Origin of the sequence: Actinophytocola oryzae, from assembly GCF_004364325.1 — a bacterium.
GTDB lineage: Bacteria > Actinomycetota > Actinomycetes > Mycobacteriales > Pseudonocardiaceae > Actinophytocola > Actinophytocola oryzae.
Genome location: NZ_SOCP01000031.1, coordinates 52440 through 77884, shown reverse-complemented (window position 1 = coordinate 77884; position 25445 = coordinate 52440). Strand labels below are relative to the sequence as shown.

The window sequence follows — 25445 nt, the reverse complement described above, 5'->3', positions numbered from 1 at the left end:
CAACTTGATGATCATGAGGCGGCTGCTTCCATGATCACTCGGGCCTAGTCAAGCCTCTGACCAGCAAAGATCACCAAACTGCGGCTGCCGTACTAGGCGCACGCCAGAAGTTATTTAGGCTGCCCCAAGAGTCCCTGGTGACGGGCGAGTTCGGAGCGCCAGCCTTGGAGGGTTCCTATGCGTTCGGGGTGTTGGTAGAGGCCGGCGGCAACTTCGGCGGCGGTGGCATGGGCAAGCTCGTTGTGTTGTGGGTGGTCAGGGTGCAGGAATTCTTCGGTGCGGTGGAGGAGAGGTGGGTTTGGGGAGCGGGTGTAGTCGCGGAGTTCGATGGTTCGGGTGCGAAGGTTGACGGTGTGGGCGGTGGCGAGGGTGGGGTGGGGGTTGGTGCCGAATTCGGGATAACTGAGGTAGCTGACCAGGGGCTGTTCGCGGTGCAGCTTGATCACGTTGGCGCCGGGAACGGTGCCGGTGAGGGTGCGGGCGCAGCCTTCGAGGACGCGGAGGACGGGCGGGATGTGCGGGAGCGCGGAGGTGTGTAGGTAGAGCGCGGTGGGGGTTTGTTTGCCGACGGGGCTGGCGTTGACGGCCAAGGTGACGAGGTTGGGGTTGCCGGAGGCGAGAAGAAGGCGGTCGGCACGCTCGCAGGCGGCCTTGTAGGTGCGGGTGAACTCGCGGACGTCGTGCTGGAGATCGTGAGGTAGGTGGGTGTAGCGAGGGCGGCCATCGAAGCGAGCCAGGGCGAGGAAGACGAGGAGGTCAGCGGTAGCGCGTTCACGTTGCTGGAGCCAGTGGTCTTCGCCGGTGGCGGTGGTGATGATGGCAAAGGCTCGGGCGAGACTGCCGAAACGATGGGTGACGCGGCCAGCCTCCGGGAGTTCACTGGATTTGGGGAGGCGTCCACGTTGGGTGAGAAAGTCAATCAGCGGGGCGAGCAGGTCAGTGTGTTGCGCGTATAGCTGTTCGCAGATCCACGGCTCGGGTGGAGCGGTGCGGCGGCGGATGCGGGTAGCGAGCAGTGCGTTGGCGCGGGTGGGATCGCGGAAGACATAGATGATGCCGGGCGCCGCTGGCAATGTCGGGGCGTCGAGGGTGTCCTGGACGAGCGTACGGAGTTCGTCTTGGGTGAAGAACTTCTGGAACGTGCCGGTGCTCGTGATGAAGCCGTCAGCGGTGGGGCGGGCACGCAGACCCCGGGCGTCCCACGTCATGCGAGCGGAGACGATAAGGACTTCTTCGGTGAGGTTCCAGGCTTCGCGCAGGGTGGTGGCACGTTCGGCCGGATTTTCGATGACGTTGAGGACGTAGCCGAGGTTGACGACCTGAGCCGGCGTTCGCTCGGTGTCAGGGCGATGGCTGGGATCCCAGCCGGTGGCGGTGATGCCTCGATCGTCGAGGCGCTGGAGGTCGGTCCCGCGGCCACAGCCGTAGTCGAACACGGTGTGAGCGGTGGTGATAATCCCGTCGTCAAGCGCGGTGGCGAGCGGGCGCGACAACGTGGTGCGGACCAGGGCTGTACGGTGCCGCGGAACCGTCCTCGTCATGCCGCTGGCGGATCGACGGCGAGATCGAGCAGGTCGGTGATGGTTTTCATGTTGGGATCGCCGACGAGATAGCCGATGCCACGGTGCAGATGGATGCGAAACTGCTGGGCGAGGGTCTCCTCGTCGAGCGGGAGGCCGTCGTTGTGACAGCGCTGCCGCAGTAGCGCCCAGTAGATGTCGCCGTGCGTTCCAGCGAAGGTGCGCCAGTTCATTTCGACGTTGCTGTCGGCCGGGTGCTTCGCCGCCGGGGGTGGTGCCGGTTCAGCCAGGGAACGGCAGAACGCCCAACGGCACAGAACATTCCAGTGGGCGATTTTGGTTCGGCGTTTCAGCGTGACCAACTGGTCGCGGGCTTGCTGACTGAGCTTGATGTTGTCGATCGGCATGAGTGATCCAGGTGGGCTTGTTTACCAGAGGTAACCGGTCTGGGCGCTGGTCGCGCCCGTCGCTGCGTCGTGGGTGAGCGTGTAGGAATGGCCGATGTGCTTGCTGAGCTTGCGCATGGCGGCTTCGTCGATTTCCTGATCGGTGGACAACAGGATCACCTGGTGGCTGGCCTGCGGGAAGTAGCGTTCGATCAGGTGGCTACGGTGCACCCCGTCCAGGCGGCCGAGCGGGGTGTCGATGACGACCGGCAGCGGACGTCCGGACGCCTGCGCCAAGCCCCACAACATCGACACAGCGAGCAGTTGACGCTCACCAGCGGACAGTTGTTGGGGGAGCAAGACCGTTCCGTCGCGGCCGTGGAGTTCGACCTCGAACGTCGCCGGGTCGATGACGATGTTGGTGATCAGCCGGTCTTTCCGGGCCAGACGTTGCAACGAGTCCAGGATCAGCTTTTGGATCCGGTCAACGTTGCGGCGGGTCGCTTCCTCCCGGAATCTGGCCAGGGTTGCCCGGACGCGTTGAGTGTGGTCGATGATGCGGCGTGCGTCATCCGCCTCAGCGATCTCGTCGGCTGCTTTGTCCAGGAAAGTGCTGAGCCTCTTCTCGACGGTGGCCACGTCAGAGGATGCTTTGTCCAACTCGGCTTCGGCTTGGTCGCGCTCTTGAATCGCGGCGGCGAGGGCCCGGTGGGCTTCGTGGCGGAGTTGGTGGAGGTCGACCAAGGCATCGTCCGGCGGAACGTTACGTATGCTTCGTTTGGTGTCCTCAAGATTCGCCACTGTCTCGTGTCGTTCCTTGATGAGACCACGGACAGTGGCGGCGGTCTCCTCCAGGACCGCCCCAGTCAGTTGCCGCAGGGTGAGGACGTCTTCACCGTCGAGGTCGGCGATACGCGTGCGCGACCTACCTCGTCTGGCCTTGCGGTCCGAGGAGAGGAACCGCTGCAGCCCCTCGACGGCCTTGGCTGAGCCGCCGTGCTCTTTGAGGAATTTGACAGTCTCGCGATCCCGGCTGGTGAGGATGTCTGCGACATCGCGCTGCTGAGCATGATCAAGCTCGATCTCTGCCTGGTCGGCGAGCATGGTGAGCTGATCCCAAACCAGGAGGAGCGGTAGCGCCCCGGCAGCTTCGCTTTGCAGCCGCGTGTCGAGAGTCTCAAGGGCTGCGGTGAGGAGTGCCTCGGTTTTTTGGAGGTCGTGGCGCTGGTCGAGCAGGTCGCCGCCTTCGAGCTGGATCTTGAGTTCGACGTCATGCAGGACCTTCTCCGCGCGTTCGACATCCTGGCGGGCCTCCGCCGAGCGATGCTTGGCGTCTGTCTGCTTCTGCCGGGATTCCGTGAGCTGCTTGCGGTGCAGGTCGACCATGTTCTTCATCGCGGGCGGTGCCTGGTCGGCCTTGTGATTGCGCTCGATGACGGCCAGGTCCGCAGACAGGCGGTCGACGAGATCCAGGCCGAGCAATGAGCCGATCGCGGTACGCAGCATGTCCCGCGCGTTGTCCAACTCCGCCAGCGTTTCGATCTTTTCACCGTCGAAGAAGAACAGCTCCGCGACGCCCCGGGGAACGAACACGTCGACCCGCTCCGCCCACTGCCTGGACAATGCCCCGTCGTGGATGTTGTCGACGTACACGTCAAGCCGCTCCCGAGCCCCTGAGCTACTGCCCGTCCAGGAACGGCACAACCGGTAGTGGCGTGGCTTGCCCTCCTCGATGATGTGGAAGGCGAGTTCGACCGCTGCCCCATCCTCCGGTGGGACACCGTTGTGGATCAACCGACGCAGATACAGCGGATAGCTGCCGCTGCCTCGGCTGGTCGTCCGCGCCAGCGGTCCGAACAGGGCAAGTTGGATCGCGTCGAGGAAGGTGGTTTTCCCGCCGCCGTTGAGGGCGCCGATGAGGATGACCGGCTTGTCTTCCGACGGTGGGGTCAGGGTGAACGCGTGGCGGCCACCGAACACGCCGACGTTGCGGACGACCAGTTCATCGAAGATCATGAGCCGTTGACGCTCTCGATCGGGAGCTGCTTGATAAGCCCGACCTCCATCAGCTCTTCGTTGGACACGTAGTCCTGGTTCCGGTCGAGCTCCTTCTGCTGCTTGCGAGTGAGCGCGCGGCCGACCGCGTCCTCCTCGTTGTCGTAGAAGCTCTTGCGCATGGCATCTTCAAGTGCATCGAACAAGCCCGCGCGTCGAGACATCGCCCGGTGACGTTGCTCGATGTCCAGCAACTCACGCACCATCTCGAAGTGCAGTGGGTTGCCGTCCTCACCGACGATGTCGCGCAGCAACCGAACCTCCTCTGTGCCGAGCGGGAGATGGTCGTCCATTGGGCTGCCCGGGTACGGGGCACCAACCGCGTTCTCGTAAATGCCGGGCAGAGAGTCTTCGAACTCGTGCTTCTCCACCACCCAGATGCGGCGGATCTCCTCGAGCTCGGCCAATGTGATCAGCTCGATCTGCGCGACGTGGCTCGGACCTTCCTGTCGGATGTAGGTCTGAGCTTCCAGCAGCTTCTTCAGCCACGCCTCCCGCCATTGCTGAAGGTACGGCCCTGGGATCGGCTTGTCGTTGAACAACTGGACGGTGCCGTTCATCCGACGGAAGTCACGGCGGTCGCGATCATTGGTCTTGTCCAGCTCGTTTCGGATGTCGAGCAGGGGACGCATCCACTCTTTCTCTTCGTCGTTCTGGATCATCGCCGACATGGACTTGTCCTGCTCGACCAACGTGCAAGTCCAGCAGCCGAATCGGCTGTCGCCGCAACTTGGAGTGCTGGTGTCAACGACGAGTGGGCATTCGGCGTCGGCCGACGCCCCCATGTACATGGTGAGGAGATCTTTGTTGTCGTAACCCCAGGGGTTGGGGCGTTGCATGAGGAACAGCCAGACGTCGTCGTTGGTCCAGTCCTCAATCGGGCTGTACACGAGCGAGTTCGGCAGGTTCGAGTTCGGGCTCAACCGATCACGTACGCGCCGCGACTCGAGCGAGTTCATGCGCGCTGCCCGGCCGGAGCTTTCCGCTTTGCGGGTGCCCAGCACGAGGATCGCTTCACCGTGTTTACGAACCATGTTCCGGATGAACTCGTTCGACGGCTTGATCTTCAACCGCTCAGTGCACCAGCGGAACTTCGGCCGCGGCGCGGGATAGCCCCGGCCGATCAAGTTCACCCAGAACGTGTCAGTAATCTGCGGCGTAAGCCGGTGCGGCTCGATCGGCAAACCACGCGCCCCAGCAACCTCGCCAATCAGATCCAAGGAGTGCGCGACCCAGGAGGCGACCACAGGGTTTTCTACCAGCGTGTCCGTGCTGATCACATGGATTTGTTTGGTGCGTTGCACTTCCGGCAACGCTTCCAATGCCATCCAAACGAGCTGGAGCGTTGCGGTGGAGTCTTTGCCGCCGCTGTAGCCGACGACCCACGGGATGCGATCGGCGAGATACAGCTCCTGTATTTCTTTGATGAGGCGGTCCAGCGACGCTGACAAACCACCATCTTCGAACGCGGACTTCCTCGCGCCCTTCGCCTGACTCATGATTCCCCTCGCTCGTGCATGGTCTCGATCCGCAGCTCTTCCGGAGTTAGCGGGATACCGAGAGCCCTTTTGATTACGTTGGTCGTCAGAGCGACACATGTGCTCGTTTTCGACACTCGCCCGCCGATAATGGCTCTTCCTTCCCATAGCTGCGAATTCGTCCGCGACCAGTCTATCGCGCTCAACGGCTCAAGAGTGCGCCGCCAAGTGCGCACGTCGCGCGAATCCCGCAGTAGAGCATTGCCAACTTTACCCAGCGCGTGAAGCGCGGTTCCGTGACTATGGATAAAGTCGCGACGAACGTCTCCGGCGGTTACCTTCCTTTCGTGCACCATCTTCCATTCGGGAATCTTCTCAGCGGTCACACCCCAATAGGTACGAGCCAGTTTCGCGGCTTCATCGACGGTCAGTTCATCGATGGAGTCCAGAAGTGCTTTCGTCGCACCGTGCAGCGCCGACAAGGTGAACAGTTTTCTTGATCGCGCAGACAGATTGTTACGTTCCATCTCGATCAAATTGGTCCACAATGGAGACTGATTGACCAGGTTCTTCACAATGCGGGCACCGCTCTCACGCTGATCGTACAGGATCGTCAGAGATCGCGACGGTCGGATCGCGTATCGATTCAGATCGGTGAACATCTGCTGACATCGTTCGAGGCCTACATCGAGGAACAAGACGATGGGGATGCTCTCATCACCAAGCTCCGGGTTCTCCCGAAGCGCCTGCTCAATCGCAGCACGACGATGCTGCCCATCGTTAATGACAAACCTCGCCGACATCGGAATGGAGAGCTGCCCTATATGTGCCGTGGTGCCACTGCTGTCGAAAGAATCGAACAGGATGTCGGCATCCACGGAGGCGGTCAGCGCGGAGAACACGTACTCCCGAGGGTTATCCAGGATGTAGCGTGCGATCTCCGGGATGCGCGATTTATTCAACGTACGTTGCGCGCGCAGAGTGGGCTGCAACTCCTCCTCGTCAAAAAGGAAGAGGCGCGGTATCAGACGAAGTGGGAACATTGTCACATAGAAGTGGCGGCCCGCTTGAAGACCTCGAATGGCAGGGAAGACGTACCCGAACGTGTCTTTCGGAGTTTTCGGAGAGGACTGAAGCGCTTCAGGGCGCGGGCGTGCTGGGGTAGCGATTGGCATGATCAATCTGTACCTCGCCCCTGTTCAAGTTCGCAATCCCAACTTCTAGGTTCCGTACCGCCTACGGCGTGCCTACGAACACCGCGGACGGCGTTGCGTACACTATCCCCAGTGTCTGATCAACTTCGAACCGACATGCCGATACGTGGTGGGAGACGGCCGTGACCAGCGAAAACCGCGCAGTGTACCTGGACGCGAACGCGACCGCACCCATGGAGCCGGCGGTGCTCGACGAGGTGCTGCAGTACATGACCGTCGAGTACGGGAACGCCGGCAGCCGCACGCATGAGTATGGTCAGACCGCCAAGAACCGCGTGCAGCGCGCTCGGGAGCAGGTCGCGGCCGTAGTGGATGCGCAACCCGACGAGGTGATCTTCACCAGCGGGGCGACCGAGAGCGACAACATGGCGCTACTTGGCCTCGCACCGCACGGCGAGAAGACCGGACGCCGCCGGATCATCACGACACAGATCGAGCACAAGGCTGTCTTGGAGCCCGTCGAAGAGCTACGGAAACGGGGCTTCGACGTCGTCTGCGTGCCACCGACGTCAGGCGGATGGGTCGATCCGGACGCAATCGCCGCAGAGTTGACCCCGGACACCGTGGCCGTGTCGGTCATGCACGTCAACAACGAGACCGGCGTACACCAGCCGCTCGCCGACATCGTCATCGCGCTCCGCGACCACGACGCCTACCTGCACGTCGACGCCGCGCAGGGATTCGGCAAGGAACTTGACGACCTCCGAGATCCCCGCATAGACCTGATCAGCGTCTCCGGTCACAAGATCTACGGACCTAAGGGCGTCGGCGCGCTCATCACCCGGCGTCGTGGCTACAAACGCCCACCGCTGACCCCCCTCACCTTCGGCGGCGGCCAGGAACGCGGCCTGCGCGCAGGCACCCTGCCCGTCCCCCTGGTCGCCGGTCTCGGCACTGCGGCGCAACTGGCCCGCGACAACCACGCCCGCCGCCGCGACACATGCCTGGCATACAAGAAGGACGCAGTCGCGATGTTCCAGCAGTTGGACGCCGAGTTCAACGGCGACCCGGACCGCACCGTCCCCCACACGATCAACATATCCATCCCCGGCCTCGACTCCGAAGCCGTCATGCTCGCCCTCAAAGGAGCCGTAGCGATCTCCAACGGCTCCGCCTGCACCTCCCACAGCTACGACCCTAGCCACGTCCTGACGGCCATGAACCTCCCCAAGGAACGGATCCAAGGTGCACTCCGGATCTCCTGGAGCCACCTCACCCCGACCACGGACTGGGCCGACATCCACGACCGCATCGCTGCGATCCGCTGACCTTCGGATACTCGACAGCGGCGGCAGCATGTCCGCGCTACCGCGTAGTCGCGCAGGTTAGTCGATTACGTCCTTGATCTTTGCCAGGAACTTGTCGGTGAAGCTCCCCCACCACTGGCGGAGTTCGCCGTAGGACTCGTTCGGGTCGTCACACATCGTCTCGGCCCTGGCGTACGCGACGATCAACAGAGTTAATGCCTCGACAGCTCGCCGTGCCGCCGCCGTTCCATCCTTAGCGGAAACAGATTCACCTTTCGAGAGTGCTCGCAACGGCTGGTACATCTGCCGATAGAACCGGTGACGAGTGTTAAGGCGGACGATCGATATCTCATGGGTATGGATAATGTCGAACAGGCCAGTGCCGGGCAGGTCTACTGACTCGATGACCACCGGCAGTTTCTTCGTCTTCTCGACGTAGTCGCGTTTCTCTTCCTCGGTATTCCTACCCGTGTCGCTTGCCAAGAGTTCGAGAAGTTCGTCGACGCTTGTCGCGTCGCTATCATCTCCTGGCGGAGCAACGCGAGTCTTGGGGAGCTTCGTATTGACCTGTGCCACTGCCTGATTAATGTCGTCATGCTCGCCGGCGGCGATACCGCCACGACGGTCGGCCTCGCCCCAAATATCCTGGATTTCCTGGCGCGCCACGGGAATCCACTGCACTAGCTTCTCTCGAAGTGCAGATCGGAAGTCATCGGATGGCTCGGCGCCACGCTTAACGTTACGAACTCCCATCATTCGGTCGAGGGCGGGCGAGAAATGCACTTCTACACCGATAAACCGGTCAGGATCCTCCACGCCTTTCGGGAATATCCTCGGCACGTTCGTATAGGATATTTCACGACCGAGGCGCATGAAGCTGATTTGTCCTTGATTATCAGGCAAACGTAGCTTCTTGGCCAACTCGTCGCCGCCAAGTCCACGACGCCGGACAGCTTCTCTCGGAGCGAGCGTAATAACCAGGCCAACCTCGTGATCGTCAACCCTGATCATATCATTGAAGTAAACCCGCGTAGGCGCGAAGTGCTCCGGAACGGATGTCTTATCGGTGGCTCGCCGGGCATATTCATCGGCAAGTACCTTGTCCGCCCACGTTCGCTCTCGAACAAAAGTGGGGTCGTGTGGCAGAAGCATTCGGTCGTTGACACGCAATTCGATGCCACCGTAGAGGAATTCGCGAAAGATCCGAGCGAGTTCTTTCTCGATCTCCTGACGTAGGTTTCCTGGCGTATGGGGTCCTGACCCGTCGGCTAGACGGTCGATATTTGACCATGCTACCAAGGTGCCTGATTTCTGTGGGAACAGTGGGACCAGATCCACGGGTAAGGGCTTGTCATCTGGCGGCGCGATGGTGACATCAAGTCCGTTGTCCTCGGTATTCAGTGCTTCTGCGAGGTCGAACCAAACGTGCCGCACCGTGTCACTGGTCCTGGTTTTGGTCCAGACATCGATGCGGGTGCTGAAATTCAACGCCGCAAGCTTGGCTCCGACGCCGAACTTGCCGATCGTGGTTTCGGACATGTAGCGGGTGGAGAAGCCCAGCTGCAAATAGTGGTGCAGTACGTTGTCGGACATGCCGTCGCCGTCGTCGGCTACGACGATGCGGTCGATCGCCTTTCGCTTACCCCGCTGGACCTCACGGAGGTCGATCTTGATCTGGTTGGCGTTGGCTTCCAGGCTGTTGTCGATAACCTCGCCGAGGGCGGCGGCGAGGGTGTAGCCCGATTCACGGAGGCTCTGCAGGGCACGGCCAGTCAACATGGCGGGTATTGGTTTCGGAGTATCCGCCGACGCTGCTGGGTTCTCGGCGTGGCTGATCAGGTCATTTGGCATGTACGACACCTTGCGTGGAGGTCAGCGGTGGTCGGGGTAAAAGTTTTCGCGGGCGTAACGGCGCAGATGGCGCCAGCTTCGCTCGACGGTGGTGGTGGAAACGCTGGCTATCCGGGCGGTCTCCCGGGCCGTGTAGCCGGCAAGTAGGCCGTCCAGGCAGCGTGGGCCGTACTGACCGATTTGTTCGGCTTCACCATCGAGGCGGGCGAGGAAATCTGCCGCGATCGCGGCAGATTCCGGGGTGCGGTTGTCGACCATGAGGGCCTGCTCGCGACCTTCCGGATCGCGCCACACACGACGCCGATGTGACGGGTCAGCCAGCGGATATTTCGCCGCCATGGAGATTCGTGTCTGCGCGCGCCGGAGCACGGACCAGCGTGCGTTGCGCATGACGTTGCGGATCAGGTGGTGATCCTGCCGCTGTTCGCTCAGGGCGAGGTCGAGTGCATGATCAAGCAAGTCGGGTTGCTCGCGGTCGAAGTGGCGTTCGAGTCTGTAAATCTCTGCCAGCGCGTCGACTCGCGCCGCAGACATTGGTGTCCGCATGCGGTGGTCTCCCATGGTGCCCGGCGCTGTGCCGGACCCACCCTTGTTGTGGTCTGCTCGTTCCTTTGGCTCGGGCGGCCATCACGGTCCACCCCAGCATCGAGCAGTGAGTACGGTAACTCATGAGTCCGACACTTCGTGTCTTGGGACTCACAAGAGATGGCACCCGAAGTCGTCCAAGTCCGTCTTTGCTCTGGTCCGCGAGATGCGGGCCGGGTTGTCGACCGGTCACCCGCGAGTGTCCGGGTTTGAAACGGTCGGCGGCGTGTTGGCGATCAGTGAAGGGTGGACTGTCGGGGGTTGCCGCTATACAAGTGGTGACTTCGACGAGGGAGAATGATCTGCATGTCTGGGGAGTCCGTGCGCGATGTACGTCCGCGTACCTGGCTGGACGCCTTCCCCTGGCTCCAAGGCGTTGCGCATGGGGAGCAGGCCAGGTGGGACGCGGCGATCACCGATGCCGACGCGGCCGAGCGGCGACAACGGCTCGGCCAGGTCGTGGACTTGGCGATGGACCGTTTGACGCGGTGGACCGTTGGGCAGATCTTTCCAGCGCTCGATCCTGACTCCGATCTTCACCTGCTGGCCTTGCCGACGCGGGCGAGGAACGTCCTGTCACGGTGTGGTCACACCACGACGGGTGATCTCCTCGGGCTGTCGCTCGATGACATGTTCGATTGGCAGGGCATCGGTTCCGGCACCATCGCCGCGATCCTGCACGAGCTTGCCGAGGTGTCCCTGTCCGGTGAGGTGGCCGTGTTGTCCCAAGCGATGACCGAACCGGTTCGTCGTGCGTCGGCGGCCAACCAGGGGACGTCGGATCTGGGTTGGCTGCGGTCGCTGGCGGACGACATCGCCCAGATCGCTACCTGGCAGACCGCGATCGGCAAACCCACCGAGCCGATCATCGCAAAGTCCATGGTCGCCGGCGTTCCAGACGAGGTGGTCAAGGCATGGCAGCGACTCAAAGCGCTCACCGCTGGTGAGATCCTGAACGAGTCCGCACTCGCGAAAGACGTGGCGGAGCTGCTCGACGACGCCTTCCGGGAACTCGATACACGCGGGGTGTTCGTCCTGCAGCAACGGCTGTTCGCCGACAAACCAGCGACCTTGGAGGAGTTGGGGACACAGCTCGGAGTGACGCGCGAGCGTGTCCGGCAGGTTGAGGGCAGGGCCCGGACCGCGATGCTGAACCGGTTGTCCGTCGGGGCGCTTAACATGGTCGCGATGACCGCTCGGGCCATGATCGGAACGGTTCGGCCGTTGTCGGATCTGCTGGTGCACTTGCCCGCGCTCGCGCGGACGGTGGCGTCCGTCGACCAGCCGGCGTGGCGAGTGATCGATCGGCTGGATGACGCGTACGAGATCGAAGACGGGTGGTGCGTGGTCCCAACGCTCAGCGCTGCGAAGGAATTGACGCGAACGCACCTTGGCGAGCACGCCAACCAACACGGCATTGCACTTCTCGGCGACCTGCAGCTGGTGACGACGACTACGCCGGAGCGGCGGGAGGAGTTCACCCGGGCCTGGCTGTCGACATGCGGTTACGTGATCGACGGGGACCGCGTCATCACCCGAACCCGGTCGATGGATGACTACGCCGCGGCGATCCTGTCGATCCATGGGGCGCCCATGAGTGCGGAGGAGATTGCCGACCAGTTCGTATCCGAGCGCAGCGTGAGGTCGTTGCGGAATGCGATGTCGCTCGATGACCGGTTCGAGCGGGTGGACAGGGATCGATGGGCGCTTACCGAATGGGGCATGGAGGCATACGCGGGCGTTCGGTCGGTCATCCGTCAGGAGTTGGCCAAAGCAGGCGGGAGAATCAACCTCGACCCTTTGATCGAACTAGTTACAGGTCGGTACAGCGTGGCCGCGAGCAGCATCATTGCCTACGCCAGCGCGCTGCCGTTCGAAACCCGCGACGGCGTGGTGCGGCTGGTGGGCACGTCCCGCGTCGCCAGAAAAGCGCCGGAACGCACGAGCAGGATGTTCCGCTGGGACACCGCATGGGCTTACCGGGTGCGTGTTACCCACGATCATTTGCGGGGCAGTGGGTCGGTAGCGCCGATGGCGGTCGCCGGCATTCTGAGCATGACGTACGGCGAGAAACGTCAACTCAATTCTGTGCTTGGCCCGCAGTCGATCAATTTCAGTGGTACTCAACCCGCCTTCGGCACGATTCGCCGCTTCCTGCTAGAGGACGACATCCCGATCGACGCGGAAGTGTTCCTGGTGATCGGGGACGACAACTCGTTCACGGTCCAGGCGGTGCCGGCACTGCAGGACGACCCACTCGCCGACGCGCTCGCGTTGGTCGGCGCACCGCCCGGGCTGGACAAGGAAGCCGCTCGACGTGCCTTCGCCGCCGCGGTCAAACTGCCCGCCGACGCTCCGGTACTGAGCATCATCGGCACCTACCGGGAGCGCGGAGACACCGACATAGCCGATCTGCTGACCAGTATTCGGCAGCAACTGGAGACCGGTGAGTCGACCAAACGACCGCACCAGACCGCCAACGTCGACGACATCCTGGAACTCCTGTGACAACACATCCCAACGGCCTTCGCGCCCTGTCGTTGGCGACCAGTTACCGCAGCAACCGCCAGGACGTGGTAAAAGACTTCTACCTGCCGACATTCTCGGTCGCGACCAGCTACAGCCGGGCAGTTGGGTACTTCACCTCGACCAGCCTTGCGCTGTTCGCCAGAGGACTCGACACGTTCACCGAACGCGGCGGTAACATCCGGTTGATCGCCTCACCTCACCTCACCGAGGACGACATCGTCGATATCGAGCGCGGCTACGACATCCGTGCCGTCCTCACCCGCGCGACCGAACGCGAACTCGACGCCGACGTACCCGACACGGTGCTCGACGGGCTTGGCCGTGTCGGTCGCCTTATAGCCGAAGGCCGACTCGACATCAAGCTGGCATTCGTCGAGAAGGCAAACCGGGTCGGGATCTATCACGAGAAGTTCGGCGTCTTCCGCGACGCCGTTGGTGACCTGGTCGCGTTCACCGGGAGCAGTAACGAAACCCTCGGGGGACTCGCCGCGAACTTCGAATCCATCGCGGTGTTCCGTAGCTGGGTGGACGGGGACACTGTCCGAGCCCTCGAGTACGTACGGGACTTCGAAGACCTGTGGGCCAACCAGACACCCACCCTCCAGGTAGAGGACTTCCCCGACATCACACGCGACCGCCTGATCAAGCTCGGCCAGGAACGTGACACTCCGCTGTCGGCACACGACGACGCACTCATTCCGACACCGGCGGTCGTCAACGAGGTTACGAGCCTCGCCATCCCGGACTGGTTGACCGTCCGCGGCTATCAACGTCAGGCGGTCGAAGCCTGGCTCGGCCAGCGAGGCTGCGGCATCCTTAAGATGGCTACCGGGACAGGCAAGACCAAAACCGCCATGATCGCCGCAGCGCAGATCGCCAACCTGCAACGCCAACGTGAAGAACCGCTGATCGTGCTGATCATCGCGCCGCAGAAGCACCTGGTCGACCAGTGGATCACTGAGGTAGAAGGCTTCGGCGTGCGCCCGATCGCGGTGTACGAGTCGAGCCAGAAATGGGTTCCGCTGGTCGAGGAACAGCTCAGCCAGGCCAGGCTTGGGCAACGTCCTGTCGTCGCGATGGTGGCCACGAACATGTCCTTCGCCGGGGAGAAGTTCCAGTCGATCCTGGCGAGAATCTCGCAACCGCTGATGGTGATCGCCGACGAGGCGCACAACCTCGGCTCGGCGGCCTACCGCTCTTCCCTGCCGTCAAACGCCACCTACCGGCTGGCGCTGTCCGCGACACCGGAACGATGGTTCGACGACGACGGCACCGACGCGCTGATCAACTACTTCGGACCGATCGCATTCGAACTCGGGCTCGGTGAAGCCATTACCATGGGCGCACTCTGCCGGTATAACTACCAGCCGCGGCTGGTCGAGCTGAACGATGTCGAGACCCAGCTTTATGCCGACCTGACCACGCAGATCGCGAAGTGCGTCGCGGCTGGCGAGAGCGTCAACGATGCCGACCCGAACTCTCAGCTCGGTTACCTTCTCCGGCAACGCGCTGGTGTGCTCGGGCATGCCGAGGGCAAACTGGCGGCGCTGCGCATGGACCTCAACGCTCGTGGCCACTCGTGGTTCCAGCTCGTTTATTGCGCCGAAGGCACGCGCCCAGCGCCGCAGGGCGATCCGCGTGGACCGAACCAGCTCCGCGACGTGATGCACCTGGTGGGGAATCAGTTGGGCCTGGCCGCACATTCCTACATTTCAGACACACCGCGCGCGGACAGGAAGAACCTGCTCCGCCGGTTCAGCTCCGGCGACGATCTCCGAGTACTGGTCGCGATCCGCTGTCTCGACGAGGGCGTTGACATTCCCGACGCCCGCACCGGGTACCTACTCGCCAGCAGCAGCAATCCGCGCCAGTTCATCCAGCGCCGAGGCAGGCTACTCCGCCGAGCCGAAGGCAAGGACAGGGCGGAGATCCTCGACTATCTCGCGATCCCACCCGCCGATGCTCCCATGAACTTCGACATCGAGCGGAACCTGCTCACCCGGGAGCTCGAACGGGCCAACGAGTTCGCCAAGTTGTCCGAGAACTACGAAGCCACGCTCGACGCCCTGCGACCACTCAAAGAGCGGTACCAACTCATGCACCTATGAGAACCATCGCGGCAACGGAATGATGAAGAAGGGAAGCCACGAGTGAGTGACACCGGCCGTACGGAAAGGCAAGTGCTGGAGGAGTTGAGCCCCGAGGAGCAGGTATTCCTCAAGCGCGTGCTGGAGATCGAGCGTGCCAAGCTCCACGTCCGCGCCCACGACGCCACCAACGACCTGCTCGCCGCGGTGAAGGAGATCATCCCGTGAGACTACACTCAATCACACTCACCAACTTCCGCCAGTTCAAGGGCGAGCAGCATTTCGACCTCCGCTCGGACAAGGTCAAACCGGTCACGTTGATCTTCGGCGCCAACGGCGCAGGCAAGACGACGCTGCTCAACGCCTTCACCTGGGCGCTGTACGGAACCTTCTCCGAAGACGTCGAGGAACAACACCGCCTGGTCACGGACAGCGTCTGGCGCGCGACCACCTTTGACAGCGAAGTCGAGTTTGGCGTCGAGGTCGTCTTCGACCACGACGGGCAAACTTATCGGGTTCGCCGTCGTGCCCGCACGCGCAAGGAGTCTGACCAGCAGTCGCCGATCTCGCCGGACCCGGAGATGTGGATCACGAAGCCCGACGGCTCGTCCGAGGAGGTGGGAGCGCCACAAAACATGATCTACCTGATCTTGCCCCGTGGCGTGAGCCGATTCTTTTTCTTCAACGGTGAACGCATCGAAAACCTGGTCAAGAAAGACGCCTACAGTGAGGTCAAGAAGGACATCAAGGTACTTTTAGACCTAGAGCAGGTCGAACGGGCTCTCGAACATCTCCCCAAGGTTGATCGGCGGCTGGGCGCGGACATCCGTAAGTACGGTGATGCCAAGGTCAGCGAGATACAAGACGAAATCGACGAACTTACCAAACGCAAAGTTGAAGGTCGGGAGGAGCGGAAGATCCTGGAGAGCGAACTGGCCACGCTCGAACAGGAACGTTCCAGTGTGCTCGAGTTGCTTCGTCAGAACGAGGCGGCCAAACCGACTCAGGAGCAGCGGGACAACGTCACGCGACAACTCGACGACGCAAAGGCCGCACGGGAGGCTGCGGTCAATGAACGCGCCGACATTATCGCCAATCGCGGGTTTTTAGCCTTCACCGAGAACCTGACTGAGTCAACCAGTCAGATGGCGGACGCGATGTATCAGAAAGGCGCGTTGCCCGCACCGCTCAAACGTGAATTTGTAGACCAACTTCTCGACGAACAGAAATGCATTTGCGGAACCCCGCTGCGTCAACACACAGCCCCCTGGGAGTCGGTTACCCAGTGGCGTCAGCGAGCCGGCCTCCAAGCCGTGGAGACAGCGTGGCAGAAGCTGCGTGGCCAAATCGATCCCATGAATGCGGACCGAAAAGATCTGCGGGACTCGCTCGGCCAGGTCATGAAGCGCATCGGCGACCTGCGCGACTCGGTAGCACGACTTGAAGAGCAGAAGTCCGAACTTGACGACAAACTCCGCAACAGTCGCCAAGAGGACGTCCAGAAGCTGGAGTCGAAGCGCATTGATCTTGACAACCGACACGGCGACAAACAACGCCGAATCGGCGCGGTTGACAGCGAACTGGGACAGATCGACAAGGACATCGAGAAAAAGATTCGCGAGCGCGAGGCCGCTGAGGTCACCGACGACTTGGTCGCAAAAGCACGGGCCCGCTCTAATCTCGTCCGAAAAGTCCAACGTGCACTGGATGAGATCCAGACGATCCGGTCCGACGACATGCGCAGGCGTCTCGACGCCAAGTTGAAGACGACCTTCCGCAGCATCACCTACAAGAACTATGTGCCGACCCTGAACGAACGGTTCGAGCTCACCCTGCACACCGACGTTGACGGTGTTCCGCACCCGGTGGCGAAATCAACTGGCGAAAGCCAGATCCTGAGCCTCAGCTTCGTCGCTGCGGTATCGGAGCTCGCCCGGGAGATCCGGCAAGAACGACGTGCCGAAGGCGATTCCGCAGAGGACGCAGGTACCTACCCGATAGTGATGGATGCGGCGTTCGGCTCGCTCGACCACAACTACCAGGAAGCGGTCTCCCGCGCACTGGCCCAGATGGCGCCGCAACTCGTGGTCCTGGTCAGCAAGAGTCAAGGGCTAGGCAAGGTGGTGACCGAGCTTAACCCTTACGTCAGCCATCTCGGTGTCATCGAGTCCCACACCAGCCTGGCGGGCACCACCGAGGACGACATCGAGCTGGGCGGTCACGCCTACCCGTACATCCGGCCTGCCGACGCCGACCACTCTCTACTCAAGGAGATCAAGCGATGACCGCCCCCGTTGACCTTCGCGCCCGTCGCCCAGCAGAACACGAACGGCTCATCCAAGAGCTGCGCAACGACGCCAGGTTCGGCGCCTTCCGCGACATCCTCGTCTTCGCCGCCGCCTTGGGCTTCCGCAACGACCGCCGTAAGCCGCTCACCAAGTCCGCAGGCGACCCGATCCGTTACGAGGTCCTGATCAGTGGCTCTGGATTTAGCGAAGCGTTGATCAACATGATCGCTGCCAAGGTCACGGACGACCCGGAGATCATGGACGACCGCCGCCTCGAAGAACGGCTCAAGATCTTTGAGGAATACGCCAACGGTGGCTTGGACTGCGTCCAGGAACAGATCAACGTCCGACACCAGACCGCAGCCCTGGTCGTCGCCGACCTGGTCACCGAAGCCCTGAGCGACTCCAGCGGCGCCACAGCCGCATCAGTCGAAGAACTCCTTAGCAGCACAACCTGGTAGCTGTTGAATGCGCCGGTGGGTGTGCATACCACCTGTGGATGAAGATCTTTTAGGCGGCTGGTGCTGGGGTGTCGTAGTTGGGTCATTCGAGGAGCTTGCCGTTCTCAAAGCGGGCGCCGGCGCGGACGAGCGCGACAGGGTGGAGTGCGTTCACCGCGCGCCAACGGGCTTGTGCTAACCGGATGAGCTTGAACGCCACGGCCAGCCCGGCCGCGCGGGAAGCCTGATCCCTTGGTGACCTTCGTGCGTTGTCGCACGGTGGCGAAGGTAGACGCGATCGGGCTGGTGGTGCGCAGGGTGAACCCAGTACTCGGCGGGGTAGTCGCAGAAGGCGAGCAGCTGGTCAACATCGTCGGTGATCTTCGCAACTGCCTTGCCGAACTTGGCGCCGATGCGCGAAGACGCCTATTCAGCGAGCAATCCCAGTCTGCTCATCCAACGCAGCAGTAGATCGATCTGCGTGGCGCTGAGATCCAATTCAGAATGCTCTGAAAGTAAGACCTTGAGATCGGAAACTTCAGCTCCTTGCCGCAGCATGCTACGGGCTTCGAAGGCGCCCTCGATTCGCTCCATGAAAAGCCTGGACAACAGTTCTGGATCTCGGGTCTCCTGGAACCTCTTTCCAGCGCTTGTCAGGAGAATGCGCTCGCCCTGCACTACAGCCAGGCCAAGGGCGACAAGATTCATCAGACGCCTTCGAGCTTCGGGCCCCAGCGTGATGCTCGGGAAGCAGTCCATAAACTTCTCGATACATGTAGCAAGGCGCGGGTTGTCGTCGACTAGCTGGCACATCGTCCAAACCGTCTCAACGTAGTCGCCACTGCGCCCACCGGGCAACTGAGCCAATCGATAGCGCGTCTCTCCGCCCGATCGGTAGGAGCCTTCCGTGCCGCTCTGTGACGACTCTAGGTATTGCAACGCGACGATAGAGTTGCGATGAACCTGGTTCTCGAGCCTGAAAACTCTGCTCACCTTCCGCATGAGGACGCTGGGCTCGACCATGAAGAGTCGGCGTCCCGTAAGATCGCGAAGCTCGTCGACCAGTTCAACGCGCGGAAGCCGCGTGGCCTTAGAAGAAGACTTACGCCACCAGTCATCCTTGCCATCTCTGGTAACGAAGAGTACGTCTGTCGTTCGACCTTGTATTTCATCCAAAATTTGCCGCCAGATCAGGTAATCTCCAGCCGCCTCCTCGTCACTTTTCCTTCCGCTCTCGAAGTCAAGATAACCCGGTGGAATCTGTCGGTCAGCCCGTTCCTTAGCACGAACGATTTCCTCCGAGTATCGCCGCTCATCGCAAGGTGGACCAACTCGACCGTCCAGCAGCAATTCCAATTTGATGATTACGGGATCAGCGTTAGTGTCACGAATGCCAGGAACCTTGTCTTTGACCGCCTGCGAGTCAAGCATCCTCATCAGGCTCTCAAAGATCTTCTCCGCACGGTTTAGTTTTTCGTAGAGCGGAGTCGCCATATCACTGTCATCGCCGATGTGGACATCTTTGGCCCAATCGCTAATAGCCTTTCGTGATTTCTGAATAGAAGCCAGAAGGGTACCCCTAGCGGCATCCGCTTTCCTGTCGTGGTATGCAATCAATTCTTCGCTCTGGCGGTTGCGCCAAAACTCCGCGATCACCTGATGCGGAACCCATATACGCTCCGTAATCGTCCCCAGCACCGTCAACATGTCCTCGCGAACACGTGCGTTCATCCGGTAGAGGTCCAACAAGACATTGGTGTCCGGCACTACCAGGCCATGTCGCAAGACGGCGCTGTAGTCGGCATCGGTGGGCGTACGCCGTGCTTCGAAGCCGTCGAACAAGCCCAGTCCCTCTGCCACGCCGTCCCCCAAGATCAGGTCAACAAGGCCCGATTATCTCAGCGACAGCGTTCTGGTCGACGTCCAGGTCTTTGGCGGTGGCGGGCCAGCCATCCTGGCTAGTTGGGTAACACCGTTCGACTCCTCCCTCCTCCCTCCTCCGGCGAGCAGCAGGTACCGGGCGACTCGACTGCCTTGTCGAGCCCATCTACGACGAAGACGACGCCACAACAACCCCAACCGCGGATTCGGCCGCTGACCACCCCACCATCCTGGCGGCGTCAACACCACTACGACGATGAGCCTGCTACGCCCAGACGACCCGCCCACGACCGCACACACGCACGGTCGACGACACCGGGACATCCACCCCACAACTACGTTGGGGCAGTTCCGACGGTGTCAGCAACCGCCGCGCATGATCACAAAAAAGACCCGCTGACCTGGACAAACATCCCAATCAGCGGGTCTTGAAAGGAGTGGAGCTGAGGGGGTTCGAACCCCTGACCCCCACACTGCCAGCCTGGTGGTCAGGAGCCACATAGAAGCTCCCAGGTCCGCGATGGGACGGGGTACTCCCCTCTGGGTCACGGTGCATCTGTGGCGTGGCTAACTGAAGAAAGTTGGGGACGAGCTGTCCCCAACGAGCCTGTTTTTCGGAGTTCAGAGGTGACACTGCGACAGCCCACGCATACATCGGAGCCGCCTCCATGACTCATCCGCACCACGCCCGGGGCATCCACCGCCGACTCACCCCACGCCCACGCCACCCCAGGGCATCCTCGCCCACACACGAGACGCCGCCGACCACGTCTCCCGAGCAGACCTCTGGATCTGCCACCGAGGGTGACCAGGCGATTTCTCACGGTCGACCCGTTCGTGATCTGGGCCGAGTTGCGCCCACAGCCTCGACCGAGGAAGGGAGCGGGGGAGCGGCCGACACACGATGCACCGATCTCCCGGGCGCCGGGGTCACAGCGCCGCTGCTCTATACCGCCGAGCAGGCGGCCACCCTGTTGCAGGTACGCCCGTCCTGGCTACGGCGCAAGGCCGCCGCCCGGGCAGTGCCGTGCAGGTTTGTGGGTAAACACCTGCGATTCTCCCATACAGACATCGAGACGATCGCTGAAAACAGTGCGACACCATCTCGACACTCTTCTTAAACAGACACGCTCTGCACACGAAGACTTTCACACCAACAAAAGTCTTCCGCAGTAGCCGCTTGACATTTTGACGGACATCGAGCGTACATATGTCCGTCAAACGAACGCACACCTTCTCCGAAAAGGGGATTCTCGATGGCTTTCATCGAAAAGAGCGGTAAGAAAACATGGCGAGTCCGGTTCCGAAAGACGATGGCGGGTTCGGCACCATCTCCGGATTCACCTCAAAAACAGCTGCGGAGAACAAAACCGCCGAGATCGAGGCTGACCAGCGGCGCGGCGCGTTCCTGGATCCGGATGGAGGCAAGTTGACTCTGGAGGAATGGTCAGTCACCTGGTTCGACGCGCTCGACGTCGCCGCAACCACCGAGGCCCAATACCGCAGCCTGATCCGCAACCACATCCTCACCCGCTGGGGTTCCACCCGTTTGGACGGGATCTCCGGGTTGGCGGTGCATACCTGGGCCAAGAAACTCCGCGCCGACGGCCACGCGCAGGCCACCGTCACCACGATCACCAAACTGATGTCGATGATGTTGGTCGACGCGGCCGACGAGCGCCTCATCGCCGTCAACCCCATCCAGCCCCGGCGGCGGGGCAAGCGTCGGCATGAGATCCGCATCGAACGGGTCTGGGCCACGCCCGAGCAAGTCCTGGGCGTCGCCGCGCAAGCAGCCGTACTGGTCGGGGACTGGGCCGCAGTGCTGATGATCACCGCCGCCTGGACCGGCGCACGCTGGGGCGAACTCACCGGCCTCCAACGACGCAACACCCACCTCGACGACGGCATCATCGTCATCGACCCCCACACCGCAGCGCTACACGAAGTCAACGGACGACTCGAACTCGGACCACCCAAAACCGCCGAATCCGGCCGCACCATCACTCTCCCCCCATTCCTCATCCACCTCCTCCGCACCCACCTCGCCAGCCACGACCACTCGCACGTGTTCGTCACCAGCGAAGGCGAGCTACTCCGCCGGTCGAACTTCGCCCGCCGCGCCATGCGACCCGCCGCCGACGGCAACCACCACCGCGTCCGGCCTCGTGTCCGCGTCCACCCCATCGCCCCCGGACTCGTCTTCCACGGGTTCCGCCACAGCCACAAAACCTGGCTCATCGCCGACGGCATCCCCGACGTCGCCCAAGCCCGCCGACTCGGCCACCGCATCCCCGACAAGATCGAACACATCTACAGCCACGTCGCCCCCGAAATCGAAACCCGCCTCATCAACGCCCTCCAACACCGCTGGACCACCGCACTCCACACCCTCACCCACCAAACACCCTCGAATACTCCCGCCCACGGAGCCACCCGCATCACCCGCCTCACGCTCCCCGCCGCGACCGCACCACCCACCGACCTAACCGCCTACCCCTCCCCCACAACACGGCCGTCGCCTCCCCAGAGGCGGCGGCCATTCGTATCCCCCGATCACCCCCAACCCCATATCTTTCACAGCCCACCTGCCGTCTCCAACCAGCCGCATCGAACCCCCACGGCCCTAACCGGGCGCTAACCAGCCCACGCCGCCGCCAGCCGGCCGCAACCCCCATCACCCGGCACCAACCGGTGCACACCCACCGGCAGAAAGCCTGGTTCGCGCCCGTTGAGAGCGGATGCCGAAGGAGAGCAACAACGGCGACCCCACTTGGCCGTTGGTCAAAGCCTGACCATGATCGTCTCCTTATTTTCTCCTTCACCCCCTTGTCGATCTTCATGTGGACCACAGTGGACAGTCCGGCAAGATCGACAAACTGACAGCAAAAAGGCCCGCCGACCTGGACAAACATCCAGAACCAGCGGGCCCTTCACGACCGTCGGGCTGACAGGATTTGAACCTGCGACCCCTTGACCCCCAGTCAAGTGCGCTACCAAACTGCGCCACAGCCCGGCCGCTCCTCCCCCCGGGGAGGTGCGCGATCAGCTTAGCCTAGCCCTCAGCCTCAGCTCTTTCGGGGCCGCTTCTCCCGCACCCGGACTGACAGCCGCACAGGCGTCCCCACGAAGCCGAACTCCTCGCGGAAGCGTCGCTCCAGGAAGCGGCGGTACCCGGCCTCCAGGAAACCCGACGTGAACAGCACCAACGTCGGCGGCCTCGTCTGTGCCTGCGTCGCGAACAGGACCTTCGGCTGCTTGCCCCCACGCACGGGCGGCGGGGTCGCCGCGATCAGGCCCGTCAGCCACGAGTTCAGCTGACCCGTCGACACCCGCTGGTCCCACGACGTCAGCGCCGTCCGTAGTGCCGGCGCCAGCTTGCGGACCGACCGGCCGGTCAGCGCCGACACGTTGACCCGCTCTGCCCACGGGACACGAACCAGGCCTCGTTCCAGCTCCCGGGTCAGCTGGTGCCGACGGTCCTCATCCACCAGGTCCCACTTGTTCAGGGCCAGCACGCACGCCCTACCAGCGTCCACGACCATCGTCAGTACCCGTAGGTCCTGTTCAGAGATCGGCTCGGAGGCGTCCAGCAGCACGATGGCCACTTCTGCCGCTTCGATGGCCGCTCTCGTTCTCAGTGACGCGTAGTACTCCATGCCCGACGCGGTTTTCACCCGTTTGCGCAGGCCAGCGGTGTCGACGAACTGCCACAGCTCGTCGTCCAGCGACACCAGTGAGTCCACCGGGTCCACCGTCGTGCCCGCTACGGCGTCCACCACGGCCCGCTCGGCGCCTACCAGGCGGTTCAGCAGGCTCGACTTGCCCACGTTCGGTTTGCCCACCAGCGCCACTCTGCGGGGGCCCCGCTCCACTCCGAACGACTCGCGTGGGGTTGCCGGCAACGCGTGCAGTACCGCGTCCAGCAGGTCGCCTGAGCTGCGGCCGTGCAGTGCGCTCACCGGGTACGGCTCGCCGAGACCCAGGGACCACAGGGACGCCACATCCGCCATCAGGCGGTCGTCGTCCACCTTGTTCGCGGCCAGTAGCACTGGTTTGGACGAGCGGCGCAACACCCTTGCCGCTGCCTCGTCCGTTGACGTCGCGCCCACCGACGCGTCCACCACCAGCAGGACCGCGTCCGCTGTCTGCATCGCCAGCTCGGCCTGTGCTGTCACCGACGCCTGCAGGCCGTCCGCTTTCGGGTCCCAGCCGCCGGTGTCCACTACCGTGAAGCGGCGGCCGTTCCACAGTGCGTCGTAGGCCACCCTGTCGCGGGTTACGCCCGGTTTGTCCTGTACTACGGCTTCGCGCCGGCCCAGGATACGGTTCACCAGCGTCGACTTGCCTACGTTCGGCCTGCCTACCACGGCCAGAACGGGCTGTGGGGGCTCCCCGTCCTGGTCGTCGGGGTGACCGAACTCCTCGTCGATCGCCGTCCACTCGGACTCGGACGCCCAGGTGCCATCCAACTCAGTCATTTCCGCAGCTCATCCAGTTCTCGCACCAGGGCCGCCAGGTGCTTGCGAATCTCCTCGGTCGCGGCGGCAAGGCCCGTTCGTCCGGGTTGGACATTCAACCCGATCGGCTCCCCGACCAGAATGTCCAGCTTAGGCCGGAAGCCCCGGCGCTCACGCGTGCCCCTCGTCGCGACCGGCAGCACGACCGCGCCGGTCATGCGCACGAGCCACGCCGCGCCCTGCTCCGCGTGCGACACGTCGCCCGCACCCCTTGTCCCCTCAGGGAAAACGCCGATGAGGCCGCCTGCTTTCAGGACCGACACCGCCTTCATCAGCGGTTCGCGGTCGGCTACGCCTCTGCGCACCATGATCTGGCCGATCCAGCGGAACGCGTGTCCGGCGGGGCCTCTCGACAGCTCCGACTTGACCAGGAACACCGCACGGCGTCCCGTCAGGCCGAACAGCAGCTGTGGCTCGATGAACGAGCTGTGGTTCGCCACCATCACCACCGGGCCCTCGGCGGGGACACGCAGACGCTCGCGGACGCGGATTCGGTAGAACGGTCGGTGGACCCAGCTCGCGATCCAGCGCGCGAGGTCGTGCACCCACGGCACGGCCCCCGAGGGGAGAGTGCTCACCAGCCCGCGGCTACGCCGCGCAGGTCGCGCTCGTCCACCAACGCCGTGATCTCGTCCAGCACGCCCTGCAGGTCCAGGTGCGTGGTGTCGAGCCACACGGCGTCGTCCGCGGGCTGCAGGGGCGACGCCGCGCGTCCCGAGTCCAGCCTGTCGCGGCGGTCCACGTCCTGCTTGACCTCGTCGAACGACGCCTCGCGGCCGGAGGCGCTGTCCTGCAGCGACCGGCGTCGTGCCCGTGCGTCGGACGACGCCGTCAGGTACACCTTCAGCCCGGCGTCCGGGGCGACCACGGTGCCGATGTCACGGCCCTCGACGACGATCCCGCCGCGCTGCTCGCACACCTCGTCGATGATCCGCATCTGGCGGGCGACCAGCAGCGCACGCACCGGCGCGACCGCGGACACGGCCGACACCGCGAGCGTCACGGCCTGGCCGCGGATCTCGCTGCCGACGTTCTCGCCGCCGAGCAGGATCTCCTGGTGCTCGGCGTCCGTGCTGACCCGCAGGTCGACGTGCTCGGCGACGGTCAGCACCTCGTGCTCGTCGTCGGTGGCCACGCCCGCACGCAGCACCGCGAGCGTCACCGCCCTGTACATGGCACCGGTGTCCAGATAACCGGCCCCGAGACTGACGGCCAACCGACGGGCAACCGTCGACTTACCGGTCCCCGACGGGCCGTCCAGCGCGATCACACCACGCAGTTCGCCCAGTTGCACCGCGCCTGCCTCCTCAAAGGGTCGGTCACTGCCGCCATTCTGCCAGGTGACAGACCGGTAACTGGTGACG

At 63.0% G+C, this 25445-nt stretch carries 19 protein-coding genes, 1 tRNA gene and 1 pseudogene; 8 read left to right on the top strand and 13 right to left on the bottom strand.

From position 1 onward, the window contains the following. Positions 1–110: 110 nt before the first annotated feature. From CLV71_RS45625 to dndB, 5 genes are read right to left on the bottom strand one after another with little or no spacing between them, the layout of a single operon-like run. Positions 111–1541 (bottom strand): DNA phosphorothioation-associated putative methyltransferase, encoded by a 1431-nt coding sequence (locus tag CLV71_RS45625; RefSeq protein WP_133909219.1) that lies wholly within the window; start codon positions 1539–1541, stop codon positions 111–113. After that, positions 1538–1927: a DNA sulfur modification protein DndE gene (gene dndE / locus CLV71_RS45620; protein WP_133909218.1), complete on the bottom strand. Its 390-nt coding sequence runs from the start codon at positions 1925–1927 to the stop codon at positions 1538–1540. The genes CLV71_RS45625 and dndE overlap by 4 nt, the downstream gene beginning before the upstream one ends. 21 nt (positions 1928–1948) lie before the next feature. Further along, the gene (gene dndD, locus CLV71_RS45615) at positions 1949–3922 is read right to left on the bottom strand and encodes a DNA sulfur modification protein DndD (RefSeq protein WP_133909217.1); all 1974 of its coding nucleotides are present in this window, start codon (positions 3920–3922) and stop codon (positions 1949–1951) included. Further along, positions 3919–5460, bottom strand: coding sequence for a DNA phosphorothioation system sulfurtransferase DndC (gene dndC, locus CLV71_RS45610; RefSeq protein ID WP_133909216.1), 1542 nt, complete (start codon positions 5458–5460; stop codon positions 3919–3921). Before dndC ends, dndD begins: the two co-directional genes overlap by 4 nt. Next, positions 5457–6614, bottom strand: coding sequence for a DNA sulfur modification protein DndB (gene dndB, locus CLV71_RS45605; RefSeq protein WP_133909215.1), 1158 nt, complete (start codon positions 6612–6614; stop codon positions 5457–5459). Before dndB ends, dndC begins: the two co-directional genes overlap by 4 nt. A gap of 161 nt (positions 6615–6775) precedes the next feature. On the opposite strand from dndB, the gene dndA reads away from it, so the two are divergent. Beyond that, positions 6776–7921, top strand: a complete 1146-nt coding sequence (gene dndA, locus CLV71_RS45600; protein ID WP_208298058.1) for a cysteine desulfurase DndA — start codon at positions 6776–6778, stop codon at positions 7919–7921. A 57-nt stretch (positions 7922–7978) separates the two neighbouring features. Here dndA and CLV71_RS45595 read toward each other — a convergent pair whose 3' ends face one another. Next, on the bottom strand, positions 7979–9751 hold the full coding sequence (locus tag CLV71_RS45595) for an ATP-binding protein (RefSeq protein WP_133909214.1): 1773 nt from the start codon (positions 9749–9751) through the stop codon (positions 7979–7981). Between the two features lie 21 nt (positions 9752–9772). Beyond that, positions 9773–10297, bottom strand: coding sequence for a hypothetical protein (locus CLV71_RS45590; protein ID WP_133909213.1), 525 nt, complete (start codon positions 10295–10297; stop codon positions 9773–9775). A gap of 345 nt (positions 10298–10642) precedes the next feature. Here CLV71_RS45590 and CLV71_RS45585 point away from each other — a divergent pair, with 345 nt between their 5' ends. The 5 genes from CLV71_RS45585 to CLV71_RS45570 all read left to right on the top strand — a co-directional run bounded on the left by CLV71_RS45585 (position 10643) and on the right by CLV71_RS45570 (position 17701). Then, entirely contained in the window at positions 10643–12844 is a 2202-nt protein-coding gene (locus tag CLV71_RS45585) for a sigma factor-like helix-turn-helix DNA-binding protein (RefSeq protein WP_166664525.1), read from the top strand. Further along, on the top strand, positions 12841–14973 hold the full coding sequence (locus CLV71_RS45580; protein WP_133909211.1) for a DEAD/DEAH box helicase family protein: 2133 nt from the start codon (positions 12841–12843) through the stop codon (positions 14971–14973). The genes CLV71_RS45585 and CLV71_RS45580 overlap by 4 nt, the downstream gene beginning before the upstream one ends. A 72-nt stretch (positions 14974–15045) precedes the next feature. Beyond that, complete coding sequence (locus CLV71_RS50355) at positions 15046–15180, top strand: hypothetical protein (RefSeq protein WP_279588813.1); 135 nt, start codon at positions 15046–15048, stop codon at positions 15178–15180. Beyond that, positions 15177–17237 carry an AAA family ATPase gene (locus tag CLV71_RS45575; protein ID WP_166664524.1) on the top strand — a complete coding sequence of 687 codons (2061 nt, stop codon included), beginning with the start codon at positions 15177–15179 and terminating at the stop codon, positions 17235–17237. Before CLV71_RS50355 ends, CLV71_RS45575 begins: the two co-directional genes overlap by 4 nt. Then, positions 17234–17701 (top strand): DNA phosphorothioation-associated protein 4, encoded by a 468-nt coding sequence (locus tag CLV71_RS45570; protein ID WP_133909209.1) that lies wholly within the window; start codon positions 17234–17236, stop codon positions 17699–17701. Before CLV71_RS45575 ends, CLV71_RS45570 begins: the two co-directional genes overlap by 4 nt. On the opposite strand, the pseudogene CLV71_RS45565 reads toward CLV71_RS45570, so the two are convergent. Both CLV71_RS45565 and CLV71_RS45560 read right to left on the bottom strand, forming a co-directional pair. Then, positions 17666–18091: pseudogene (locus tag CLV71_RS45565) on the bottom strand (hypothetical protein); the annotation flags it as partial. The gene CLV71_RS45570 and the pseudogene CLV71_RS45565 overlap by 36 nt on opposite strands. Positions 18092–18106: 15 nt before the next feature. Next, a complete protein-coding gene (locus tag CLV71_RS45560) occupies positions 18107–19522 on the bottom strand; it encodes a PIN-like domain-containing protein (RefSeq protein WP_133909208.1) in 1416 nt (471 codons plus the stop codon). A gap of 707 nt (positions 19523–20229) precedes the next feature. Here CLV71_RS45560 and CLV71_RS50870 point away from each other — a divergent pair. Together CLV71_RS50870 and CLV71_RS45550 are read left to right on the top strand one after the other, a co-directional pair. Next, the gene (locus CLV71_RS50870) at positions 20230–20682 is read left to right on the top strand and encodes a helix-turn-helix domain-containing protein (RefSeq protein WP_133909207.1); all 453 of its coding nucleotides are present in this window, start codon (positions 20230–20232) and stop codon (positions 20680–20682) included. Between the two features lie 167 nt (positions 20683–20849). Continuing rightward, positions 20850–22202 carry a tyrosine-type recombinase/integrase gene (locus CLV71_RS45550; RefSeq protein WP_243867484.1) on the top strand — a complete coding sequence of 451 codons (1353 nt, stop codon included), beginning with the start codon at positions 20850–20852 and terminating at the stop codon, positions 22200–22202. Between the two features lie 301 nt (positions 22203–22503). On the opposite strand, the gene CLV71_RS45545 is transcribed toward CLV71_RS45550, so the two are convergent. The 4 genes from CLV71_RS45545 to cmk all read right to left on the bottom strand — a co-directional run bounded on the left by CLV71_RS45545 (position 22504) and on the right by cmk (position 25375). Continuing rightward, positions 22504–22577: transfer RNA gene (locus CLV71_RS45545), tRNA-Pro, on the bottom strand. Positions 22578–22629: 52 nt separating this feature from the next. Continuing rightward, positions 22630–24042: a ribosome biogenesis GTPase Der gene (gene der / locus CLV71_RS45540; protein ID WP_133909206.1), complete on the bottom strand. Its 1413-nt coding sequence runs from the start codon at positions 24040–24042 to the stop codon at positions 22630–22632. Continuing rightward, the gene (locus CLV71_RS45535; protein WP_133909205.1) at positions 24039–24659 is read right to left on the bottom strand and encodes a lysophospholipid acyltransferase family protein; all 621 of its coding nucleotides are present in this window, start codon (positions 24657–24659) and stop codon (positions 24039–24041) included. Before CLV71_RS45535 ends, der begins: the two co-directional genes overlap by 4 nt. After that, entirely contained in the window at positions 24656–25375 is a 720-nt protein-coding gene (gene cmk / locus CLV71_RS45530) for a (d)CMP kinase (protein WP_243867482.1), read from the bottom strand. The genes CLV71_RS45535 and cmk overlap by 4 nt, the downstream gene beginning before the upstream one ends. Positions 25376–25445: the final 70 nt, after the last annotated feature.

Bases quoted from the DNA above. Each gene is read 5' to 3' on its own strand.
- der (WP_133909206.1), bottom strand. From the start codon at position 24,042: ATGACTGAGTTGGATGGCACCTGGGCGTCCGAGTCCGAGTGGACGGCG.
- dndE (WP_133909218.1), bottom strand. From the start codon at position 1,927: ATGCCGATCGACAACATCAAGCTCAGTCAGCAAGCCCGCGACCAGTTG.
- CLV71_RS45585 (WP_166664525.1), top strand. From the start codon at position 10,643: ATGTCTGGGGAGTCCGTGCGCGATGTACGTCCGCGTACCTGGCTGGAC.
- CLV71_RS45570 (WP_133909209.1), top strand. From the start codon at position 17,234: ATGACCGCCCCCGTTGACCTTCGCGCCCGTCGCCCAGCAGAACACGAA.
- CLV71_RS45590 (WP_133909213.1), bottom strand. From the start codon at position 10,297: ATGCGGACACCAATGTCTGCGGCGCGAGTCGACGCGCTGGCAGAGATT.
- CLV71_RS45550 (WP_243867484.1), top strand. From the start codon at position 20,850: ATGGCGAGTCCGGTTCCGAAAGACGATGGCGGGTTCGGCACCATCTCC.
- dndD (WP_133909217.1), bottom strand. From the start codon at position 3,922: ATGATCTTCGATGAACTGGTCGTCCGCAACGTCGGCGTGTTCGGTGGC.
- dndC (WP_133909216.1), bottom strand. From the start codon at position 5,460: ATGAGTCAGGCGAAGGGCGCGAGGAAGTCCGCGTTCGAAGATGGTGGT.
- CLV71_RS45625 (WP_133909219.1), bottom strand. From the start codon at position 1,541: ATGACGAGGACGGTTCCGCGGCACCGTACAGCCCTGGTCCGCACCACG.
- CLV71_RS45595 (WP_133909214.1), bottom strand. From the start codon at position 9,751: ATGCCAAATGACCTGATCAGCCACGCCGAGAACCCAGCAGCGTCGGCG.
- CLV71_RS50870 (WP_133909207.1), top strand. From the start codon at position 20,230: ATGACTCATCCGCACCACGCCCGGGGCATCCACCGCCGACTCACCCCA.
- dndB (WP_133909215.1), bottom strand. From the start codon at position 6,614: ATGCCAATCGCTACCCCAGCACGCCCGCGCCCTGAAGCGCTTCAGTCC.